This window comes from Cohnella baijiui (assembly GCF_020731285.1).
GTDB lineage: Bacteria > Bacillota > Bacilli > Paenibacillales > Paenibacillaceae > Cohnella.
Genome location: NZ_JAJFOW010000003.1, coordinates 142,278 through 162,657, shown reverse-complemented (window position 1 = coordinate 162,657; position 20,380 = coordinate 142,278). Strand labels below are relative to the sequence as shown.

17 protein-coding genes, 1 pseudogene and 1 riboswitch are annotated in these 20,380 nt (G+C 54.7%); of the genes and pseudogenes, 4 read left to right on the top strand and 14 right to left on the bottom strand.

The features are described 5' to 3' along the window. Nucleotides 1-158: 158 nt before the first annotated feature. From LKX83_RS04320 to LKX83_RS04265, 12 genes and pseudogenes are all read right to left on the bottom strand, one after another. On the bottom strand, nucleotides 159-2,885 hold the full coding sequence (locus LKX83_RS04320) for a winged helix-turn-helix domain-containing protein (protein ID WP_227880929.1): 2,727 nt from the start codon (nucleotides 2,883-2,885) through the stop codon (nucleotides 159-161). 147 nt (nucleotides 2,886-3,032) lie between these two features. Then, entirely contained in the window at nucleotides 3,033-3,464 is a 432-nt protein-coding gene (locus LKX83_RS04315; RefSeq protein WP_227880928.1) for an SRPBCC family protein, read from the bottom strand. A 30-nt stretch (nucleotides 3,465-3,494) separates the two neighbouring features. Further along, entirely contained in the window at nucleotides 3,495-4,028 is a 534-nt protein-coding gene (locus tag LKX83_RS04310; protein WP_227880927.1) for an SRPBCC family protein, read from the bottom strand. After that, a complete protein-coding gene (locus LKX83_RS04305; RefSeq protein ID WP_227880926.1) occupies nucleotides 4,015-4,362 on the bottom strand; it encodes an ArsR/SmtB family transcription factor in 348 nt (115 codons plus the stop codon). The genes LKX83_RS04310 and LKX83_RS04305 overlap by 14 nt, the downstream gene beginning before the upstream one ends. Before the next feature lie 148 nt (nucleotides 4,363-4,510). After that, nucleotides 4,511-6,025, bottom strand: a complete 1,515-nt coding sequence (locus tag LKX83_RS04300; RefSeq protein ID WP_227880925.1) for an extracellular solute-binding protein — start codon at nucleotides 6,023-6,025, stop codon at nucleotides 4,511-4,513. Nucleotides 6,026-6,048: 23 nt separating this feature from the next. Then, complete coding sequence (locus LKX83_RS04295; RefSeq protein WP_227880924.1) at nucleotides 6,049-6,927, bottom strand: carbohydrate ABC transporter permease; 879 nt, start codon at nucleotides 6,925-6,927, stop codon at nucleotides 6,049-6,051. 21 nt (nucleotides 6,928-6,948) lie between these two features. Then, entirely contained in the window at nucleotides 6,949-7,866 is a 918-nt protein-coding gene (locus LKX83_RS04290; RefSeq protein WP_227880923.1) for an ABC transporter permease, read from the bottom strand. A 22-nt stretch (nucleotides 7,867-7,888) separates the two neighbouring features. Further along, nucleotides 7,889-8,722, bottom strand: coding sequence for a phosphoenolpyruvate hydrolase family protein (locus LKX83_RS04285; RefSeq protein WP_227880922.1), 834 nt, complete (start codon nucleotides 8,720-8,722; stop codon nucleotides 7,889-7,891). A gap of 6 nt (nucleotides 8,723-8,728) precedes the next feature. Further along, nucleotides 8,729-9,944, bottom strand: a pseudogene (locus LKX83_RS04280) (Tm-1-like ATP-binding domain-containing protein). Nucleotides 9,945-9,962: 18 nt separating this feature from the next. Next, entirely contained in the window at nucleotides 9,963-10,325 is a 363-nt protein-coding gene (locus LKX83_RS04275) for a cupin domain-containing protein (RefSeq protein ID WP_227880921.1), read from the bottom strand. A gap of 4 nt (nucleotides 10,326-10,329) precedes the next feature. Further along, nucleotides 10,330-11,418, bottom strand: coding sequence for a Gfo/Idh/MocA family oxidoreductase (locus tag LKX83_RS04270; RefSeq protein WP_227881121.1), 1,089 nt, complete (start codon nucleotides 11,416-11,418; stop codon nucleotides 10,330-10,332). Between the two features lie 217 nt (nucleotides 11,419-11,635). After that, the gene (locus LKX83_RS04265) at nucleotides 11,636-12,181 is read right to left on the bottom strand and encodes a helix-turn-helix domain-containing protein (protein WP_227880920.1); all 546 of its coding nucleotides are present in this window, start codon (nucleotides 12,179-12,181) and stop codon (nucleotides 11,636-11,638) included. 235 nt (nucleotides 12,182-12,416) lie between these two features. Next, a riboswitch (M-box (ykoK) riboswitch) is annotated at nucleotides 12,417-12,587 on the top strand. Between the two features lie 366 nt (nucleotides 12,588-12,953). On the opposite strand from LKX83_RS04265, the gene mgtA reads away from it, so the two are divergent. Beyond that, nucleotides 12,954-15,593, top strand: coding sequence for a magnesium-translocating P-type ATPase (mgtA, locus tag LKX83_RS04260; RefSeq protein WP_227880919.1), 2,640 nt, complete (start codon nucleotides 12,954-12,956; stop codon nucleotides 15,591-15,593). A 150-nt stretch (nucleotides 15,594-15,743) separates the two neighbouring features. Here the strand turns inward: mgtA and LKX83_RS04255 are convergent, their stop codons facing one another. Both LKX83_RS04255 and LKX83_RS04250 read right to left on the bottom strand, forming a co-directional pair. Next, the gene (locus LKX83_RS04255) at nucleotides 15,744-16,763 is read right to left on the bottom strand and encodes an alpha/beta hydrolase family protein (RefSeq protein WP_227880918.1); all 1,020 of its coding nucleotides are present in this window, start codon (nucleotides 16,761-16,763) and stop codon (nucleotides 15,744-15,746) included. Between the two features lie 23 nt (nucleotides 16,764-16,786). After that, a complete protein-coding gene (locus tag LKX83_RS04250) occupies nucleotides 16,787-17,383 on the bottom strand; it encodes a class I SAM-dependent methyltransferase (RefSeq protein WP_227880917.1) in 597 nt (198 codons plus the stop codon). Between the two features lie 228 nt (nucleotides 17,384-17,611). On the opposite strand from LKX83_RS04250, the gene LKX83_RS04245 reads away from it, so the two are divergent. The 3 genes from LKX83_RS04245 (at nucleotide 17,612) to LKX83_RS04235 (ending at nucleotide 20,374) form a co-directional block, all read left to right on the top strand. Further along, nucleotides 17,612-18,403: a helix-turn-helix domain-containing protein gene (locus LKX83_RS04245; protein ID WP_227880916.1), complete on the top strand. Its 792-nt coding sequence runs from the start codon at nucleotides 17,612-17,614 to the stop codon at nucleotides 18,401-18,403. Nucleotides 18,404-18,554: 151 nt separating this feature from the next. Beyond that, nucleotides 18,555-19,550: a Gfo/Idh/MocA family protein gene (locus LKX83_RS04240; RefSeq protein WP_227880915.1), complete on the top strand. Its 996-nt coding sequence runs from the start codon at nucleotides 18,555-18,557 to the stop codon at nucleotides 19,548-19,550. Further along, complete coding sequence (locus tag LKX83_RS04235) at nucleotides 19,544-20,374, top strand: sugar phosphate isomerase/epimerase family protein (protein ID WP_227880914.1); 831 nt, start codon at nucleotides 19,544-19,546, stop codon at nucleotides 20,372-20,374. The genes LKX83_RS04240 and LKX83_RS04235 overlap by 7 nt, the downstream gene beginning before the upstream one ends. Nucleotides 20,375-20,380: the final 6 nt, after the last annotated feature.

Genomic DNA, 20,380 nt, shown 5'->3' with positions numbered 1-20,380 from the left:
ATGCGTTCCGTTCTTCTTCCCAAGATACACGTTCAAATGGTGAGAAGGCATCACCACATGTGGTGATGAAGGTGGTGATTTTTCAATGGGGAGGTCTGGCGGGAAATACGAAAGCCCCGGCAAAGCTGCCGGGGCGGGGGTGGTGGTTGCATGCAATTTTAGAACAAATCGAGTTTCTCAGCCCGGCGGACTGCCGCCCGACGGCTGTTCACTTGAAGCTTATCGTAAATGTTCTTGGTGTGGGTCCGCAGGGTATTCAGGGACACCTTAAGCTCGCGGGCAATGTCCGGGCCGCTCAAGTCGGTTCCGAGCAGCCGAAGCACGTCGCGTTCACGTTCACTTAACGGTTCGCTCAGCGGCTCGCTCGCATCCTGCTTCGCAGGCGTTCTTCCCTCGGAATGACCGAATGCCCCCAGAAGGCGACGAGAATAATGCGGGGTAATCCGACGTTTCACGGCCTCTTCCAGCAGGACCGCCATGGGTCGGCCTTCATCCGCGAAGATCCGGACATAACCCTCCGGCTCGGCCAGGGTCAAGGCTCGTTCCAGCGGCACAAGCGCAGCAGGGATGTCTCCTTGCATCCAGCGAGCAAGCGCCTGAACGACCAGGATTTCAATCGCGCTTCCCGTTCTCCCGCCTTCTTCCGCCGCTTGGAGGAGACGCTCCAGAAGCTCTGCAGCCTCTAGCAAGAAGCGGTTCGAGCGCTCGCTCTTATGCAGGGTCAAGAGCACCCTGGCCAAGGTGATGTGCTCGAATTCGCGCAGGTAGCTAAGATCGTCCTTGGCGGACAGCCCCTGCCCCCGAGCCCAGTCAACGGCTTCGCCCAACCTTCCCTGCGCGACCCATATCCGTGTCTTCAACGCGGCAACAGGACGTACATTTAGGAAAAAGTCGCTCGCATACAGGTGTTCGGCCTCGTGGAGAAAGTCGAGCGCGCCGTTCAAATCTCCTTGGGCCTCCCGTATTCGAGCCATCGCGACGCACCAGCGATACCGGTATGACGGGAACCCGGTATGCTCGCCCTGCTCCTTGCTTCTCAGCAGATGCTGCGTGGCGGCATGCAGATCGTCATGCTCGCGGCAAAGCTCGCTCATTCCTACGTAAATATCCGCCGTTCCCCGCAGTGCAGGCTCGCCATGCTCCGCCGCAAGCTGCAATCCTCGCTCATAGGTACGCATGGCCTCGCGGAGTCGCCCTTGCGCAATCCGTATTTCAGCCAGAGCGATAGAGCCGTTGATCGCGTCGGAGATGGCCCCGGACAACTGCACGCTAGCGATGCCATCGGCAAACATCCGGTGCGCTCCCTCGAGATCCCCGCTCCTCCAGGATGCGAGTCCCAAGAGCGCTGTTGCCGCGCCGCGCGGGAGATGGTCGTCCTCAGGCACGAGGTCGAGTGCCCGTCGGGCGTAGGTCATGACGGCGGACACATCACCCATAACCAGGGCTAGTCCCGCACGGTACACGGCGATCAATCCCGGGAGACGGCGAAATTCCTCTTCGTCCACAACGACCATCTCGGTCGGCTGGGCTTGCGGTCGCTCACGCATGCCTGCCGTTGTCTCCAGCCACTGTTCGGCGTTGCGCAGTCGATCCTCAACGGCCTCTAGCTTGCCGCCGGCCAGCAGCGCCCCGGCATACCAAACGCTGAGCACGGGCCTGCAGCGGACCAGCTCGTCGGGGAGCGACTTCAGCCACCCCAACATGGCAGCCTCCTGTCTGCTCCTGCGCAAGGCCGGTATGGCCAGCTCGACCAGATCCGCCGCACGCGCGAAATCCTCGGCGGCCAGCGCATGGCGGATCGCGTCGTCCGCCGAGCCGTGCTGCTCGTACCATAGGCTCGCGCGCCGATGAAGCGCAGCTACCTGATCGGGCTGATCCGACCTTAAATACGCAGACAGAACCTCGGCAAAAAGATGGTGATAACGATACCATTGGCGCCTGTCATCCAGCGGAACGACGAAGAAGCTGCCTCGCTCCAGGGACTGGAGCCGCGCGGCGCCTTCTTCCTGGCCGGTGACGGCATCGCATAACGGGCCGTGCAGCCGGTCGAGAATAGAGGTCTGAAGCAAGAAGCTCCGAATCGGGTCGGGCTGGCGCTGCAGAACCTCTTCGACCAGATAGTCCATAATGTACCGATGGTCTCCGGCGAATTCCCGAATGAACGCAGGAATGTTCTTGCGCCCCTGCATCGAGAGCGCCGCCAGCTGAAGCCCCGCAATCCAGCCTTCGGTTCGCGTCTCCAGAGCAGTCATTTCGTCTGCCGAGAGATCCAATCCCATCACCTGATTGAGGAACGCGGCCGCTTCGCCGGGCGTAAAGCGCAGGTCGCTGTCCCGCAACTCGGTCAAGTGGCCCCGGGCCCGTAATCGACCCAAGGGAAGCTGCGGATTCTCGCGGGTGGCGATGACCAGGTGCATCTGCGGGGGGAGATGTTCGAGCAGGAAGTTGAAGGAATCGTCGATCCACTTGGCATCAACAACATGGAAGTCGTCCAGAACGAGGACGAATTTGTACGGGAGAGCGGAGATTTCATTGAGTAAGATCGATAGAATCGATTCGGTTGACGGCGGCTGCGGGGATTGGAGCGCGCGAACCGTGCTTCCTCCAAAGCGGTCCTCCATCGTCTGCAGAGCAGCGACAAGGTGAGACAGGAACCGCGTGGAGTCGTTATCCCCTTCGTCCAGCGACAGCCATGCGACCCGTCGATCGCAACCGGCGACCCATTCGCTAGCCAGCGTAGTCTTGCCAAAGCCGGCGGAGGCGGAGATGAGGGTCAGCTTGCGGTCCAGTCCCTCGTTCAGCCGCTCGATCAGGCGCGGTCGGAGAACAACCTTCGTACGCGGCTGGGGTACGTACAATTTGGTAAATAAAATGGGCATATTCATGGATTTATACTCGCATGCAAATGACTTCCGCCCGCAGATTTCAACATAATGGATTGCCCCATCCAATGAGATTATATCCATTATCATATCTTCATTTATATCTTTTCACCACTGCAAGAACAACGTCGAACAAGAAAAATAGGCTGGTCACCCATGCACCAAAGCCGCCCGCAATGTCGTAATACCGTGTTCCAGGTAGCCTTTGAGACAGGTCAGCATATACACCCAGCCTTCTTTATTGTCTACAAGCACCGGGATCAAATTCTCGTTTTCCACAAAGCCATCCTCGTTCACTTCCACAACGGTGCTCCTCTCGTCCGTTTGCGTGAATGTTATGGTCACGTTGTGGATATTGCCATAATCCCATTCGAAGGCGATTTTTTTGTCTTTCACGATGTCTGTAACCGTGATTTCGCCTTCCGCGTCGTATTCTTCATAACGCAACTTGATCGTCTTGCCCGTTTCCCATCGTTCGGAACTGGAAGAGAACCAAAAGTTTCCGATTTTTGCGGGGTCGACGATGGCCTCAAACACCTCTTGAGCCGGCTTCGCAATCATGAGCTTCGTTCTGTTGTTCATCATAATCCCTCTTTCATTCGGTTTATTAGCCTAATCGGCGAGAGTGTTGCCAGCTTCGAAAAGCTTCGCAAACTGGTCGTGCAGTTCTTTCCAACCGTAGCGGAATGCGTTGCTACCCGTCATCGAAGGCATCTGCTTGCCCGCGAGTATACCTGTCAAGCCTATCAGGCAAAGATGCCACCCCGCCGCGTAAGAAGGGGCCATCCGATCATCCGTGAAGCTATGGCGCAAGATCAGGATGGTTTGGCTCCCGATCGAACTTAGTTCCCAGCGGAGAATGTCTCTGCCCCATCTGAAAACGAGAAGGCGAGGCGCTTCCACAGTCAGTACTTCGCCTTTCCTCCTCTCATCCTCTTCGGGATTGTTCATATGCGCCAACTGTACCGGTCCGGGCTCAGTGAGATCCCGATCCGCGGCAAAGGGGCCCCAAGAGGGCAATTGCCCCGATTCGGTCAAGGCGGCCCACACCTCCTCGATCGGATGTTCAAGGGTTCGTTCAAGCACTAGCTCCCATTTCCCGTCAACACGTGCAAGGCTGGGCTGATTCGTATCAGTCGGATTCATTTTCATTTTCCTCCCGTAACCGTTTTTGCCGGTCGAGATGCGCCTCCAGCGCATCGACATGCCGGTTCCATCGCTCGCGATAGGCGCTCAACCAATCGTCCACCCCAGCCAGGGGATCGGCATCCAGTGAATAGATACGACGTTGGGCCACTGCCTTGACACGGACGAGTCCGCTCTCACGCAACAATCGCAGATGGCTGGAGATCAGCGGCTGCGACAGGCCCAGCTCTTCGGTCAATTCTTTGACGGTGGAATCGGAACGCAGCAACCGATCTAGAATTCGCCGGCGGGAAGGCTCTGCAATTACAGCATAAATGTCGTGCAGGGCAATCACCTCACAATCACCTTTGATTATAAATGTTCATTTATATAAATGCAATTTTATATTAAAAGATCCGAGGCATGAAAACGGGATTTATCGCTGCACCGTCATTTAATATAGCCAAAAGCAAAGCGGCCTCCGCATGGGAGACCGCAAAGCTTTATTGCCCCTTTACCCGTTTTTGATAAGAGTCGTTCAGCTCTTGGATCATTTTTTGGAACTTGGGGTCTTTTCGCAATTCGTCCGTAAATGTATCCCACGCTTCGATCGGCGCTTTCCCCATAATAATTTTCGTGCGGAGATCATCGATCTTCTTGTCGTATTCGGGGCCGACGGTTACCTTCGTCTCCGAATACAAGCCGGAAGCCGGGTCGGGGACGCTGATTTCCGCGCGCGCGTCGATGATTTGCTTGTTCCGCTCCAAAATTTCCGGCGGCATGCCCGCAAAATAAGCGCGCATGTATTTGTCGTAATTGATGAACAGCTGGCCGAACGCCTGCTGTGAAACGTTGTCTTTCATCGCCTGTTCCGTCGTGAGCTTCATGCCGTTCTCTTCCGTGAAATGAATGCCCTTAAACCCGTAACTGCCCAGCTCCGCCCCTTCGTCCGAAGCGCCATAATCCATAAATTGCAGGATGGCTCTGACCTTCTTTTCCGGCACGGACTTCGGAATCATGTGCATGCCGTAGTGCCCCGTATCTCGGAAGTTATACGGTCCGAACGGTCCGGTTAAGGAGACGAGCGGGAGGAAGTCCGCTTTCGGGTTCACCTTCAATTGCTCTTGATGCGTCCTCCAAGCTTCGGCAACCGTGTCGCTGAAAATGCCGACTTTGCCGGCGGCCATCATATCCCGGGCCGTAATAAATTTAAGCGCCGGAAAATCCTGCGGAATCAATTTTTCTTTATACGCTTTGTTCAGCCATACGAGGGCATCCCTCGTTCCCGGCTCCAGCATGGCGTGAACGAGCTGACCGTCTTTCACCATAAACCAGCCGCTCGTTCCGTTCATTACGTTGTACACAAAATCGAGAGGACCGGCCAGCGCGATCGTGTTCCCGTTGCCGCCCATATCGTTGTTTGCAAAGGCTTTCATAACCTGATACAGATCGTCAAGCGTTTCGGGAACGGGAAGACCCAGCTTGTCGAGCCAGTCTTTGCGGATATACGGGAACTGCCCCCCGCCTTCCGTTGGCCGGACGCGAGGAATCCCGTAGTTTTTCCCATCCTGCATTTTCGTATTGGTGTAAGTTTCTTCAGGGAACTTCATTAAATTCGGGTAGTCCTTGAAGAAAGGAGTCAGATCCCAGAACGCGCCTTGCTGCACCAATTTCCTGACCTGGGGGGTGAACGGATTCAAGACGGTGATCAGATCCGGCAAGTCGCCGCCAGCCAGGGTGACGTTTACTTTCTCTTCGTAGGTGGCAACCGGGGACCATGTAATTTTCAGATCCGTGTTGGTACGCTTTTCCGCTTCCACGACCACGACGTTATCGTCCGTAGGCGGCTCAGTAGAAAAGTAGGGCACCAGCATCGTAATTTTCGTCGGTGCGGCTGCCTTCCCCTCGCCTGTACCCGTCTTTGACCCTCCTTCGCTCGTCCCCGAACAAGCGGAAAGAATGACGGTTAACAGGAGTATCGCCGCCAAGGCGAAAACGAAAAACTTCCGATTTTTCATTTTCTAAACCTCCTTTATTTTCGTTACTCTTTCACGGAACCGACCATGGCTCCTTTGGCGAAATGCTTTTGAAGAAACGGGTACACAAGAAGGATCGGGATGGTCGTCATGACGATCGCCGCCATCTTTAAGCCTTCCGGCGGCAAATTCAGCTGCTCGGAGCCTACGTATGCTCCTTCCGAGCCGCCCGCCATATAGGGATCGACGAGCAAGTTCTGCAGCAAGATTTGCAACGGCCATTTCGCGGGATTGTTTATGTAAAGCACGGCCGAGAAATAGGTGTTCCAGTATCCGACGGCGAAAAACAGCCCGAATGCGGCCATGGCCGGCAATGATAAGGGCAGAATGATGCGCAGCCATATCCCGACATCGTTGCAGCCGTCGATGGTCGCGGCTTCCTCCAGACTTTCAGGGATGCTGTCGAAGAAGCCTTTCATGAGCAGCACATACCAACCGCTGGATAAAGCCGGAATGATCAGCGCCCAGATTTGATTAATAAGGCCGAGCTCGCGAACGACCAAGTAGTTCGGGATCATGCCGGGGCTGAACAAAATCGTAAGAAGAATTAGCAGCGTGATGACTCTTCGCCCGACGAGCCTCTTCCTCGAAAGCATGTAAGCGAGCCCGGACGTAACGATCAAGCTCGAGAGCGTGCCGACAGTCGCGAGAAAGCCGCTGTTCAAGATCGACCGGATGAACGTCCTCGTGGACAACAAATATTCGTAGCTGATCGTCGTCCACGTCCTCGGAAACAGAATGACGCCGCCGCGGATGAATTCGGACGGTTCCGTGAACGAAACGACGAACACATAATAAAGCGGGAACAACGTAATCAAGCTGATCAAGGACAGCAAGCACGTATTGGCGGCATAATAGATTTTCTCTGAGGCTCTCCTTTTCATTGCGCGTCCTCCGGGCATTTTCTAATAAACGCCTTCTTCCCCTAACCGCTTCGCCGATTTATTCGCAAGGATGACGAGGATTAAGCCCACGACAGATTTGAACAATCCGATCGCCGTGCTGTAGCTGAATTGGCCTTGGCTGATCCCGACCCTGAAAACATAGGTGTCGAACACTTCCGCAACGCTCGAGACGGCGCCGTTCATCATGAGATACACTTGCTCGAAGCCGACGTCCATAATGTCTCCAAGTCGCAGAATCAGCAAGATGGTAATGACGTTGCGGATGCCGGGGAGCGTAACGTGCCAGGCTAGGCGAAAGGGTCCCGCTCCGTCGATCTTGGAAGCCTCGTACAATTGCGGATCAACGCTGGCCATGGCCGCAAGAAAGATAATCGTACCCCATCCGGCTTCCTTCCACATCGACTGCAGGGTGAGCAGCACCCAGAACGTGTTCTCGTTCGTGAGAAACTCAACCGACGGATAACCCAGGCTGACGATCAGTTTGTTGACGACGCCCTCCGTTTGGGAAAGCATCTGAAACGAAATCCCTGCGATAATGACCCATGAGAGGAAGTGCGGCAAGTAAATGATCGACTGCACGCTTTTCTTGAACAAGCCGGTTCGAAGTTCGTTAAGCAGGAGGGCCAGCAAGATCGGAGCCGGGAAGAAAAATAGTAGATTGAGAAGATTGATCGCCATCGTATTGCGAAAGAGCATGAAGAAGTCCGGATTCGAGAAAAAGCGGACGAAATGCTCGAAGCCGACCCACTCGCTTTTCCACAATCCCGTGTATGGCGAATAATCTTGAAACGAAATGACGATGCCCCACATCGGCGCGTATTTGAATACGACGAAATACAGCATTCCCGGCAAACCTAAGAGATACAAGTACCGGTCCTGAAGGATTCTGGTCCAGGTATTTCGGGACACCTTGGTCATCCTGATTCCTCCCGAAATCTCGTTATGGCTGTTTCGTTAAAGCTTTGAATCGTCTCGCTTGTTCCGTTATCGCAATCTCGGTAGGCAGCCGCTCGATGCTGGACGCGCCGAAAAATCCGACGACCCCGTTCGTTCTCTCCAATACATACTTCGCGTCTTCCGGCTCTGAAATCGGACCGCCGTGACAGATGACTAGAATATCCGGATTAACGGCTTTGCCGGCATCGTGAATACGCTGTACGACTTTGGCCGCCTCATCCAACGATAATGCCGTCGAAGCGCCGATCGAACCCTTCGTCGTTAAACCGACATGCGCCACAAGAACGTCCGCCCCCGCCGCCGCCATGCTCTCGGCATCCCGCTCGTTGAAGACGTAAGGGGTCGTCAATAAATCGAGCTCATGCGCCTTGCGGATCATATCGACCTCAAGGTCGTACCCCATGCCCGTCTCCTCCAGATGTTGCCGAAAGACCCCGTCGCAAAGACCGACGGTCGGAAAATTCTGGACGCCGGAAAAACCCATGGCCTTCAATTGGTTCAAAAATACGTTCATGACCCGAAAAGGATCGGTGCCGCACACACCGGCAAGAACGGGAGTATTCTTCACGATCGGAAGCACTTCCGAGGCCATATCGACCACGATTTGGTTGGCGTCTCCGTAAGGCAACAAGCCGGCCAATGAACCGCGTCCGGCCATCCGGTACCTGCCGGAATTGTAGATGATAATCAGGTCGACTTCGCCCGCTTCGGCGCATTTGGCCGACAAGCCGGTTCCCGCTCCGGCTCCTACGATGAACTTGCCGCGATCCAGCTGCGAACGCAATCTTGTTAAGGCTTCTTCTCTCGACATCGTCATCGGCTTCTACCTCGTTTCGGTTCCTTCGAGCTTGGCGAGGAGCCGGTTCGCGATCGCTTCCGCCACGGCAGGATGATTGATATCCTCGTCCATCTCGATTAGCGCATTATGGTTTCGTAAGTTTCGGCGGAGCTCCTCCAGCAGCGCCTTCCGCTCTTCCATGCCCTCGAACGCTGAGCAAGGAGACGCCGCCCTTCGGAAACACAACGACGGCATTCGAGGCGGTTCGATTCAGCTTATCCGCAACCAGACGGCCCAGCTCGATGTTTTCCTCCACGGTTGTTCTCATCAGCGTCGTTGTCGGATTATGGCGGTAAAAGCTTCGTCCCCGAAACTTGTCGGGAACGGTGTCCGGCGGGCCGAAGTTGACCATATCGAGCGCGCCGACCGATATCACCTGAGGGATGCCCGCCTTCCCGGCCGCTTCCAACCGCTCGGGTCCGGCGCTGAATATTCCGCCCACCAGTTCGTCCGCCAGCTCCGTCGTCGTGATGTCGGCTACGCCTTGGATGTATCCGGAGCGGATTAATTCCTCCATCGCTAAACCGCCCGCACCGGTCGCATGAAAGACGAGCGAGTCGTATCCCCTTCGCTCCAATATTTCGCGAACAAGCGTGGCGCATGGCGTCGTGACTCCGAACATCGTGATGCCGAGCGTAGCCTTCTCGCCTTCTGCTTCGGAAACCGCCCCACGATGCAAAATCATTCCCGCCAAGGCATGCGCCGCATTGCTCAAAATGCTGCGGGAAAGCTTGTTGATGCCGGCGATATCGACGACCGAATACATCATCGTAATGTCCTTAATGCCGACATACGGTCTTGTGTTGCCGGATGCTACGGTGGAAACGAGCAGCTTGGGGACGCCTATCGACAGCGCTTGCATCGATGCGGCAGCTACCGTCGTTCCCGCCGTTCCGCCCATCCCGAAGACGCCGGCGACTTCCCCCTGACGTTCAAGCTCCGAGACGATCGCGGCGGCTCCTCGTGCCATGGCGGCTACGGCGGTCCCCCTGTCGTTCTCGATCCGTAACCGATCGAGATCCGCCTCCCCCGCTTTTGCGACGGACGCCGCCGGAATGTCCGCCTCGAAGCGCGGCTGGCCGAGCACCCCCGTGTCGATGACGAACGATTCCAGCCCGCAAGCCTGCAGCCTCTCTTTTACAAGGAGAAATTCCTCCCCCTTCGTATCCAACGCCCCGATCAAGACCGCTTTTTTCGCCATTCGAATCATCCTTCCGGCTTATTCGCCTACAGTCTGACGGTCCGGAGCGGAGTAAGCGATCATCATCCGGCAAGGCTCCCAACCTACCGTCGTCGCGTTATGAACCACATTCCTCGGAATGCGCAGCATCATGCCGGGCTCCAGACGAAACACCTCGTCGCCCAGCGTATGGTCGCATCGGCCGGATAGAATGAAAATGATTTCTTCGCAATTCGGATGTACGTGTCTCGGATTGGATTCTCCGGCGAGAATGTATACCATGCCGAACGTCATTTCGCAGTCCGGGTCGATCTCTTGGCCGCAAAGCCAATGAATTTTTCCCCAATCCTGCTCGACCAATCGCCCGCTGTCTTCATTCCGCAAGTCCGAAATCGTGGCCATGACATCATTCTCCCTTTTCATTGATGACGGCTGCCGCGCCTTCGGGCGTATTTCGATAGGCTTCGAACAGCTTCATGATTTCCAAAGAATCTTCCAGCGTCCCTTTTTGCGGAGGCGATCCGGCGAGGACGCTTTCGCAAAAATGAAGCACCTCCGGGACGTAGCCTAAGTAGAAAATGTTTTTGTTATAGAGTTGACCGAGCGAATATTCCGGTTCCCAATGCAGCGGCGCCGTCTGGTCGTCGACGATGTAAGATGCGGCTCTGCCGTATGGAGGAAGCGCGGATTTCCGGTAGTAGGTCACCTTCACGCCGTTATCGACGACGACGTTGCAGCCGCTCCCGATCACCTCCAGCCGTTCGAGCGGACTGGCCACAGAGCTTCCGGCCGTCATGTGCAGCGTACCGACAGCGCCGGACAGAAACTGGATATTCGTTACGGTGCCGCCGTTGAACGGTTCTCTCAGATAAGACATTCGGCCGATCTTGCCCATCAAAAAATGAATGATGGAGGCGGGGTGATAAATATGGTCGAGAAACCCGGTCATTCTCGTTAAATCGCTTCGGTGCGGGAACTCCGGAATGTTCTGCGGGTAACGGACGTAAATCGAAGACGGCGTCCCGAATTCCGGGGAGCTCATGATTTCCTTCGCTTTGGCGACTGCCGGGAAAAACACCTTCTTCAAGCCGGTCATCACGAACCGGTTCCGTTCCTTGCTTGTTCGCATCAGCTGTTTGACTTCTTCTGCGCTTGCAGCCGTCGGCTTCTCCATCCACACGTGGGCACCCGCATGGAGCGCATCCAACGCGATGTCCATGGCCTGCACGCGGCCGTCGGGATGGTAGGCGGTTACGATAAATACGGCGTCCGGTTTTTCCTTCTCCAGCATTTCCTTATGATCCGTGTAAGCGGATTTGGCGCCGAACTGCCGGGCATAGGTTTCTGCCCGCTCGCCATTGACGTCACAGATCGCCACCAATTCAACCGGAGCATATTGAAACGTCGGGTAGATGTTCCGGTACGAATGTCCTCCCGCACCGATAAAGCAAACCTTAAGCTTCTCATCGTATTCGAAGTTGTACTTCACTGGCATGTTTTGCAATTCGGATTTCCCCTCCTTGACGATTTGGTCTGTTGACGAACGCTTCATTAACTTAGTTGAACAATGATAAAATCTATTTCATTTAATTCAACCAAGTTGAATCAAATTCATTATATAGGTGCGGTTCGCCATTTGCAATCGCTTTCTTTTTATTTTTTTGGGATAAAAAAAGAAACGCCTGACAGCGTCTCATTTCGTTCGGATTTTGCTATTGCTTCGACTGCGAAAATACAGCCAAATACTTTACTTCCGTAGTGATGGGGACTAAGCTGTGCTTATCCAGCGAATCGAAATAAAGACTGTCTCCGGGTCTTAGCGTGAATTCGGCGTTCCCTACCTTATACCGCATTTCGCCTTCCAGGATGAAAATAAATTCTTCCCCTTTATGGCTGAACATCTTGCGCTTGTCATCCTCGCCTTTTCGGCAAACGAACAGAAATGGCTGCATCATCTTTTCACCGCGTTCGACGGCGAAGGTGTGAAAGGAATAGCCTTTATCCGTTTTGACAAGACGGGATTGGCTCGTTTCCTTCGGCGTATAGATCGTTCCCGAAACCTGCTGGTCATCGAGCAGCACAGATACCCTAGTGCCAAGGGCTTCGGCTATTTTGATCAGCGTCGATATGGGGGGAATGGTTTTGCCGTTCTCGATCTTGGACAGAAGACTTTTGGAGAAGCCGCATATTTCGGCGATTTCCGTCATATTCCGGTTTTGTTCCAGTCGCATTTTTTTAATTCGATGACCCAGGTCCATGTATGCTCTTCTCCTACGTCTTCTCATTCAACATTGTTAACTATGATTATACTTCTTTCGCACAGATTGCGCTACGTTGCAGGTGAGCCTTTGTTTGCAGGAGGGCGTAACCCTTTTTTGACTCATAGCATAACCTAACTTGGACTTATCCGTTGCACATGGATTCGTATTGGTTTGCATTATCAATTTTATCTTGACAAAACCAAAAACAAGGAATACGATGGCCTAGGATTCATAACGACCTCGTTAGGTGAGGCTCCTATACGAACATAGGCCACTGCCCGGAAATATCGAAAGATGCCAACGGGTAGAACAGGAATTGCCGGCGTAAGGCTCTTCTTAAGGTGGCTAAGAGCGATCGCTCTTTACGTTGTATAGTGCCAAAGCTCGACTAGGGGGAGCGAAAGTGCTTTTTGTGCGCTTTTTTAACCCTCTAGGTCATCTAGAGGGTTTTTTCATTTTACCAAGATAAGGGGGGAACATGTCAATGGACAGTGGACCGAGTTGCCGATTGCCCAACTGGAATCGACATCCTGTACAGAGAGCATGCCGAAAGTCTGGCGCTCCTGCATGTTCCCCATACTTTATTTTCCATTCCCCGATCGTTGGGCGAATGTATTTAAGTATGCGTATTTGACATGCAAGCGTGAAGACTGCCGTATCGGCTCCTCCGGCTCTCTCTGATACAGGGAGAGCTTTTTTGTGTCCACATTTGGAAGAAAATGCAAAGACGGCTTTCGAGCGAAAGTTGTCGGACGAGGAGGAAGCGAACATGAGCAAAAGAATCAAAGAAAACGAACAACTGAACAAAGAAATCGCAGAACGTTTAATCCAGTCTTCCATGGTGATGGAAGACGATTTGATGGAAGAGTTAGATACGCGTCCCGAGGGGCTTACGGAGAACGAGGCAAGAAAACGATTGGATCAATACGGAAGAAATCGGATTGCGCATGAGAAAACGCCCGCTTGGTATTTGCAACTGCTGTCCTGCTTCAAAAATCCGTTTATCCTGATCCTGTTGTCCCTCGGTTTGTTCGCGTACTTTACCGATGATATCAAAGCGCTGATCACCATTTCCACCATGGTTGCCGTCAGTGTGATCATTACCTTCTCGCAGGAATTCCGCTCGGCGAGAACTGCGGAAAAACTGAAAGCCATGGTCAAAACGACGGCAACGGTCAGCCGGCAATTGGAGAGAAAGGAAATCGATCTGGAGTTGCTCGTTCCCGGAGATATCGTTCATCTCTCTGCAGGCGATATGGTGCCTGCCGATATCAGGCTGATTTCCTCCAAAGATCTCCATGTCGGTGAATCCGCGCTAACAGGTGAAGCCATGCCGGTAGAGAAAATGGATACGCTGCCGCGCGGCGTTCATAAAGTGACGCGCAAACAGCAGCAGAAGCCGGTGAACGCACTCGAACTGAACAATGTTTGCTACATGGGAACGAATGTGATTAGCGGCTCGGCTACGGGGGTCGTTGTCGCCACCGGCACCCGTACCTATTTTGGATCGATGGCGAGCACCCTGATCGGCAAACCGCCATTGACCAGCTTCGACAAAGGGGTCAGAAGCATCACCTTTGTGCTGATCCGTTTCATGTTCATCATGGTCCCGATTATTCTTTTGGTTAACGGATTTACCAAAGGCGACTGGGGGGAAGCCTTGTTGTTCGGCGTATCCGTAGCCGTCGGATTAACGCCGGAGATGCTGCCGGTCATCGTCTCCGCCAACTTGGCCAAAGGCGCCGCCATCATGGCCCGCAACAAAGTTGTCGTCAAGAGGCTCAATTCCATTCAAAATTTGGGCGCGATGAACATCTTGTGTACAGACAAAACCGGCACCTTGACACAGGATAAAATCATCATGGAACGACACCTCGATATAAACGGCCATGAGGATCGAAAAGTTCTGGAATATGCGTATTTGAACAGCTATCATCAGACCGGATTGAAAAACTTGCTGGATGTAGCCGTGCTGGAGCATGCTGAGTTGACCGAAGTGCTCGGCGCAGAAAGAAATTACACCAAGATCGATGAAATCCCCTTCGATTTCAATCGTCGTCGGATGTCCGTAGTACTAGAGACAATGGATAACGAGCATCTCCTGATCTGTAAAGGAGCGATGGAAGAAGTGCTCGGCATTTGCTCGCACGTCTCCGACAACGGGCGGATCGTACCCGTTATGAAGGAAACCGTCGAGAAAGCAATGGCTTTCGTTAACGGCTTGAATGCTGAGGGTCTGCGGGTCCTGGCTGTCGCGATCAAACAGACCCCGCCCCGGAACGAAGCATACGGATTGAAGGATGAGAAGGATCTTATTTTGGTCGGGTATCTTGCTTTTTTAGATCCACCCAAGGAAAGTGCCGTAGAAGCGATTCGAGCATTGAAGGAAAACAGCATCGATATCAAAGTGATTACCGGCGATAACATGGCGGTGACTCGCAAGGTGTGCAACGAAGTCGGGCTTGAGATCGCGGACGCTGTGCTGGGCAACGAGATCGAGCAAATGAACGACGAACGATTGGCCATCGTCGCCGAAAGAGCAAATGTATTTGCCAAAGTAAACCCCTTGCAAAAAGCGAGAATCGTTCGCGTGCTGAAAAGCAAAGGGCATACGGTCGGATTCATGGGGGACGGCATCAATGACGCCATTTCCCTGAAAGAAGCGGATGTCGGGATTTCAGTAGACACGGCCGTCGATATTTCCAAGGAATCCGCCGATATCATTTTGCTGGAGAAAAGCTTGATGGTTTTGGAGCGAGGCGTGATCGAAGGCCGCAAAACGTTTGGCAACATGATCAAGTATATTAAAATGACAGCCAGTTCGAATTTCGGCAATATGTTCAGCGTGTTGGTGGCGAGCGCCTTCATCCCCTTCCTGCCCATGCTGCCCATCCACTTGCTCATCCAAAACTTGATGTACGATATTTCGCAACTTTCGATTCCCTGGGATCGCATGGACAAAGCGTATTTGCAGACCCCGAAAAAATGGAATTCGAAATCGGTCAGCCGGTTTATGATGTTCATCGGACCGATCAGTTCGATCTTTGACATTACGACCTATGGCTTGATGTGGTTCGTGTTCTCGGCCAACGGGGTCGAGCATCAATCGTTGTTCCAGTCCGGTTGGTTTATCGAAGGTTTGCTCTCCCAGACGCTTATCGTGCATATGATTCGTACGCAAAAAATTCCGTTTATCCAAAGCACGGCAAGCCTTCCGGTGATGCTCCTGACGGGAGCCATCATGGCATTCGGAATCACGTTCCCGTTCACCAGCTTCGGCGAGAGCGTCGGATTGCAGCCGCTGCCGCTCAGCTACTTCCCGTGGTTGATCGCAACGCTTCTCAGCTATTGCGTGTTGACGCAGACAATCAAAACCTGGTATATTCGCAAATTCAAAGAATGGCTGTAATCTGCTGAACAGGCAGGCCTTTGTGACACGATCAAAAATAACGGGGACACAGACAGCCGGTGCGCCATTCGAACATTCTGATAACTTACAGCAAAAGCTGCTGTGTCTCCACCCATTCTCATTGACAAGAATCGTAGAAAGGAGACCGCATCATGACCAGACTCGTCGAAACCAATCGTAGGCTGCTTTTCCCGATATCTCATGATCGCCCTCAAAAAGATCGAATTCCAGCTTTTCTTCTTTATCCAACAGCCGGTAAACGTCCCGAATGTTCTCGAAGGCTTTCAAGGTGGCGTGTACGGGGAAAATCGGGTCTCTTGTCCCGGCTTCGACCAGAAGAGGCTTTGGAGCAATCAATCCGAGGATATCCGGCATTTCCGCAACTAGCGAAAGACCCGGAACATAATTGTCGATACAGTGGCGAATGGATAATATGCTATCTTGAAAGGTGTTGGCAAATCCGCTGACGACAGCTGCGGAAATTCGATCGTCTATCGCCGCGGCAAACGAGCAGACAAGCCCTCCGCCCGAAATCCCCATACATCCGATTCGATCCGCATCCACGTCATGGCGCGCAAGTAAATAATCGACGCAGCGCAGCGTTTCAAATACGCGGTATCCTGCCATCGTTTGACCCATGGCCAGTAGAAAAGTAGATAGACGATGACAGGAATTGTGTTCCCGCGCTTCCTCGTCCTCGACCAGCATCCGATCGCCAAAACCCAGTAATTCCGGCGCGACCGTGATATATCCTCTTTGAACCAGTTCTACGGCAAAGTTTTTTTGGTAGCCGATGTCCCCGGTCTTCTTCTCTCCGCTCGCGGTTAATCCGACGATATCCTTGCTTCCATATCCGTGGCCGTGACAGGCGATTACGGCTCCCGATCGCCCTTTGCTTTCTTTTGGAACGAGGACATAGACCGGCATATGGAGCCCGGGATACGTTTCGATTTGAATCCTTTGGCGGATATAATCACCGCAATCTTCGGATTCAAGAAGAACCGGAGCAAGTTCGGAACTCTCCGGTGCAGGTCCGCCTAACAATTCCACAAACCGTTGCCGCAGACGCTCTCTCCACTCGCTCCATTCTTGTTGTGATGATGCCTGAAATTTCTCGGAGGGATTCACGCTTCCGTATAACCACTTCACATAATGATCCGGATGCCACATCCAGGGCTCCTCCTCCATATGAATCACTTTCTTTTCAACACGACCAGGTTGCCCTTCATTCCTTCTTCGCTATAGCCTTTGCCGACCGTCATCTGGATCGGCAGCACCGGGCCATGTTTAAAATACCGGCTGAAGTGCCGGGCCACTGATTGTTCGGTCACGGAGACAAAATGTCCTGCTTCTGCCTGGTCGCGACAGCCTCTGAGCAGCATCACCCCGCCCGGTTTGAGCACCCGCGCGACTTCCTCCGCAAAACGCCCCCGATTTTCTTCGGCGATAATGTGAAAACATCCGCGATCATTGACCATATCCACGCACCGGTTTTCCAACGGCAATTCCAAGGCATCGCCCTGACGCCAATCCACCTGAACCTCCGCCTTGTTTGCCCGTTCCCTTGCGATGTTCAAGGCAGCGGCACTCAGATCGACGCCGATTACGCGATATCCCCGCTGGGCAAGGAAAATGGCTTCGCTGCCTGCGCCGCAGCCTACATCCAAAACGGCAATGCTAGAGGGAAGGTCCATGGAAGCCACGAACGCGACCAATTCTTGAGACGGGTACGGGAGATCCCAGAAGTCTCGAAAGTTTCCGCTGGTATACGCATCATCCCAATCTCTCATCCTGTCAACCTCCATTCTTATATATTGTAATTATCGCTTGTTCCATTGGTTAGGTTACTCACACTCTTACGATATCGATTCGACGATGATGGGGAAAATCCTTTTGCGATCCGTCAACGCGTTTCGTCGTCCCGTCGGCGAAACGATTTTTGCCGAAAGGCTGGCCTTTCGCGGCTTGCGTTCACTATAATAAAAGCGATTTCGTTTCCTTCCCGGAGGGATTGACGCATGGTCGATCAATTTCAAATACGCAGCTTCATCGGCATGAGAAGCGACGACTGGGCGGATGTCGGCTTTCACCATCATGCGACGCTGGAAATCAGCCTGCTGATGGAAGGGCGCGGCGTCTTCGAATGGCGCGAACGGAAAATCGCCCTCCAGGCGGGCCATGTCGTCATCGTTCCGGCCCGGATGGACCACCGGTTCGAAGGAGCGGGCCACAACCGCTACGGAGTGCTGCATCTGGCGCATATTCCGCCGGCGATCGGGAAGCTGCTGCAACGGCTTGCGAAGGCGGATCGTCCGGCCGTCTTCGCGCTCTCCCGCCTCGACAAGGACCGTTTCGAGCGGCTGTTCCGCGAATGGCTGCGCATCCAGGCTTCGCCGCTCAAGGAGAAGCTGCGGGCGCATCTGTCGTGGGCGGAGGTGCTCATCCTCTTTTTGCTTGAGCATATGCAGACCGATCAACAGGCGTTGACGATTACGAAGGCGGCCGACTATATCCGCGAAAATTTGCAGCACGGCGTTCAAATGTCGGATCTTGCCGTCTTGACCGGCTTCAGCGAAGCCGGCTTCCGCCGTCTGTTCGAGCATATGTACCATATGAGCCCGAAACGGTACCAGCAGCAATGCCGCATGTCGGAGGCGAAATGGCTGCTCAGCTCCTCGGAGAAGGAAATCGCCGAAATTGCCGGACAGCTCGGCTTCTCCCGGCTGCATTCGTTCTCCCAATGGTTCAAGCGGGCCGAAGGCGTATCCCCGACTGAATGGCGCAAGCTGCAGCAGGTCCATTTCGGCTGATGCTCGTCCCCTATGGCCGCCGACCGGGCGGTTTTGTGTAAATTGCTGCGCTGTTTCGGTAACGACTTTCCTGTCCGAATGCATTACCTTGGAATTATCCGAGCAGCGGCGCTGCCCTGCAATATACGGATGTACCGGGAGGAAGTCGAACATGACGGTCAATATCGGCTTTATCGGAGTCGGCGGAATGGCGGAGGCCCATATCGGGAAGCTGCTGCAAATGGAGCATGCCCACATCGCCGCCGTACATGACATCAATCGGGAAAGATGCGCCGAAATGGCGGACAAGTACGGCGCGGCGGCTTACGACAGCGCGGAAAGGCTGATCGCGTCGGGGACCATAGACGCCCTGTTCGTCTGCACGCCTCCGTTCGCCCGCGGCGATATCGAGGAGCAGGCGGCGCGCAAAGGCGTCCACTTGCTGGTCGAGAAGCCGGTCGGCCTCGACATGAACGAAGTGCGGCGCAAGGAACGGGCCATCCGCGACGGCGGCATTATTAATACTTCCGGTTACTGTCTCCGCTACATGGACATCGTGTCCAAAGCCAAGTCGTACCTGGCCGACAAGCAGATCGATCTGGTCATGTCGTACCGCTTCGGCGGCATGCCGGACATTCGGTGGTGGCGCATGATGGAATTGTCGGGCGGGCAGCTGGTCGAGCAATCGACGCATCAGCTTGATCTGATCCGCTATTTGGCCGGCGAATTCAAGGACGTTCAAGCCATTCACGAGCAGCGTTCGCTGCGCAAGATCGACCCGGAGGCGACGGCCTACGACGTCGGCACCGTCTCGTTCACGCTCCGCTCGGGCGCGATCGGCAATATTACGAGCACTTGCCTTGCCAACTACGTCGGCCGCGGCGGAATCGAGTTTTTCGGCAGCGACTTCTACTTGTCGATCGATGGGCCGGTTCTGCGCATCGTCGACGACGGCCAAGATAGGACGATCAAGTCGACCACCGACTTTTACCTGGAGCAGGACAAGGCGTTCGTGGAAGCCGTGCGGACCGGCCGGCAGGAGCTGCTGCTGGGCGATTACGCCGAAGCGGCCAGGACGCTGGCCGTTACGCTGGCCGCGAACGAATCGGCGGCTTCGCGGCTGCCGGTCGCTCTGCCCGATGATGAGAAGGAGGGCGCGGCATGCTGAAGTCGATCAACCAGTGGTGCTTCCCCGCCGACACCTCGCTTGAGCGGGTAGTCTCCGCATCCGCCGACGCCGGCTTCGAGGCGATCGAGCTGAATCTGTACGAGCCCGGCGGCATCGGGCTGACGATGGATATGTCGGCGGCCGAAGCCGAAGCGGTCGGCCGGCTCGTCAGCGGCGGCGGACTGCGGCTGCGCAGCCTGTCGACCGGACTGCTCTGGCAGCATTCGCTGTCGTCGCCGAATCCGGAAGTGCGCGAGCAAGGCCGCCGCGTCGTCGTCCGCCAGCTGGAGCTGGCCGAGCTGCTCGGGGCGGATACGGTGCTTGTCGTGCCCGGGACGGTCAATGCGGAGACATCGTACGATCAATGCTACGAACGGAGCCAGGCGGAGCTGCGGCTGCTCGTGGCCGAAGCCGAGAAGCGGAAGGTGCGCATCGGCGTCGAGAACGTTTGGAACAAATTTCTGCTGTCGCCGCTCGAGGCGGCCCGCTACGTCGACGAGCTCGATTCCGCATACGCGGGCTTTTATTTCGACGTCGGCAACGTCCTGCTGTACGGGTACCCCGAGCAATGGATCCGGATTCTCGGCCGGCGCATCGCCAAAATTCACGTGAAAGATTTCAAAACCGCCGTCGGCAACGGCGGCGGCTTCGTCCCGCTGCTCGCCGGCGACGTCAACTGGGCAGCCGTCCGGCAGGCGCTGCGGGAAATCGGCTACGACGATACGCTGACCGCGGAAATAAGCCCGTACGCGGCCGATCCGCTGCAGGCGGCTTACGATACGGCGCATCAGCTCGGCATCATGATCGGCGGGACGAACGGATAGCCGCCG

Bases quoted from the DNA above. Each gene is read 5' to 3' on its own strand.
- LKX83_RS04320 (WP_227880929.1), bottom strand. From the start codon at position 2,885: ATGAATATGCCCATTTTATTTACCAAATTGTACGTACCCCAGCCGCGT.
- LKX83_RS04315 (WP_227880928.1), bottom strand. From the start codon at position 3,464: ATGAACAACAGAACGAAGCTCATGATTGCGAAGCCGGCTCAAGAGGTG.
- LKX83_RS04310 (WP_227880927.1), bottom strand. From the start codon at position 4,028: ATGAATCCGACTGATACGAATCAGCCCAGCCTTGCACGTGTTGACGGG.
- LKX83_RS04300 (WP_227880925.1), bottom strand. From the start codon at position 6,025: ATGAAAAATCGGAAGTTTTTCGTTTTCGCCTTGGCGGCGATACTCCTG.
- LKX83_RS04295 (WP_227880924.1), bottom strand. From the start codon at position 6,927: ATGAAAAGGAGAGCCTCAGAGAAAATCTATTATGCCGCCAATACGTGC.
- LKX83_RS04290 (WP_227880923.1), bottom strand. From the start codon at position 7,866: ATGACCAAGGTGTCCCGAAATACCTGGACCAGAATCCTTCAGGACCGG.
- LKX83_RS04285 (WP_227880922.1), bottom strand. From the start codon at position 8,722: ATGACGATGTCGAGAGAAGAAGCCTTAACAAGATTGCGTTCGCAGCTG.
- LKX83_RS04275 (WP_227880921.1), bottom strand. From the start codon at position 10,325: ATGGCCACGATTTCGGACTTGCGGAATGAAGACAGCGGGCGATTGGTC.
- LKX83_RS04270 (WP_227881121.1), bottom strand. From the start codon at position 11,418: ATGCCAGTGAAGTACAACTTCGAATACGATGAGAAGCTTAAGGTTTGC.
- LKX83_RS04265 (WP_227880920.1), bottom strand. From the start codon at position 12,181: ATGGACCTGGGTCATCGAATTAAAAAAATGCGACTGGAACAAAACCGG.
- mgtA (WP_227880919.1), top strand. From the start codon at position 12,954: ATGAGCAAAAGAATCAAAGAAAACGAACAACTGAACAAAGAAATCGCA.
- LKX83_RS04255 (WP_227880918.1), bottom strand. From the start codon at position 16,763: ATGTGGCATCCGGATCATTATGTGAAGTGGTTATACGGAAGCGTGAAT.
- LKX83_RS04250 (WP_227880917.1), bottom strand. From the start codon at position 17,383: ATGAGAGATTGGGATGATGCGTATACCAGCGGAAACTTTCGAGACTTC.
- LKX83_RS04245 (WP_227880916.1), top strand. From the start codon at position 17,612: ATGGTCGATCAATTTCAAATACGCAGCTTCATCGGCATGAGAAGCGAC.
- LKX83_RS04240 (WP_227880915.1), top strand. From the start codon at position 18,555: ATGACGGTCAATATCGGCTTTATCGGAGTCGGCGGAATGGCGGAGGCC.
- LKX83_RS04235 (WP_227880914.1), top strand. From the start codon at position 19,544: ATGCTGAAGTCGATCAACCAGTGGTGCTTCCCCGCCGACACCTCGCTT.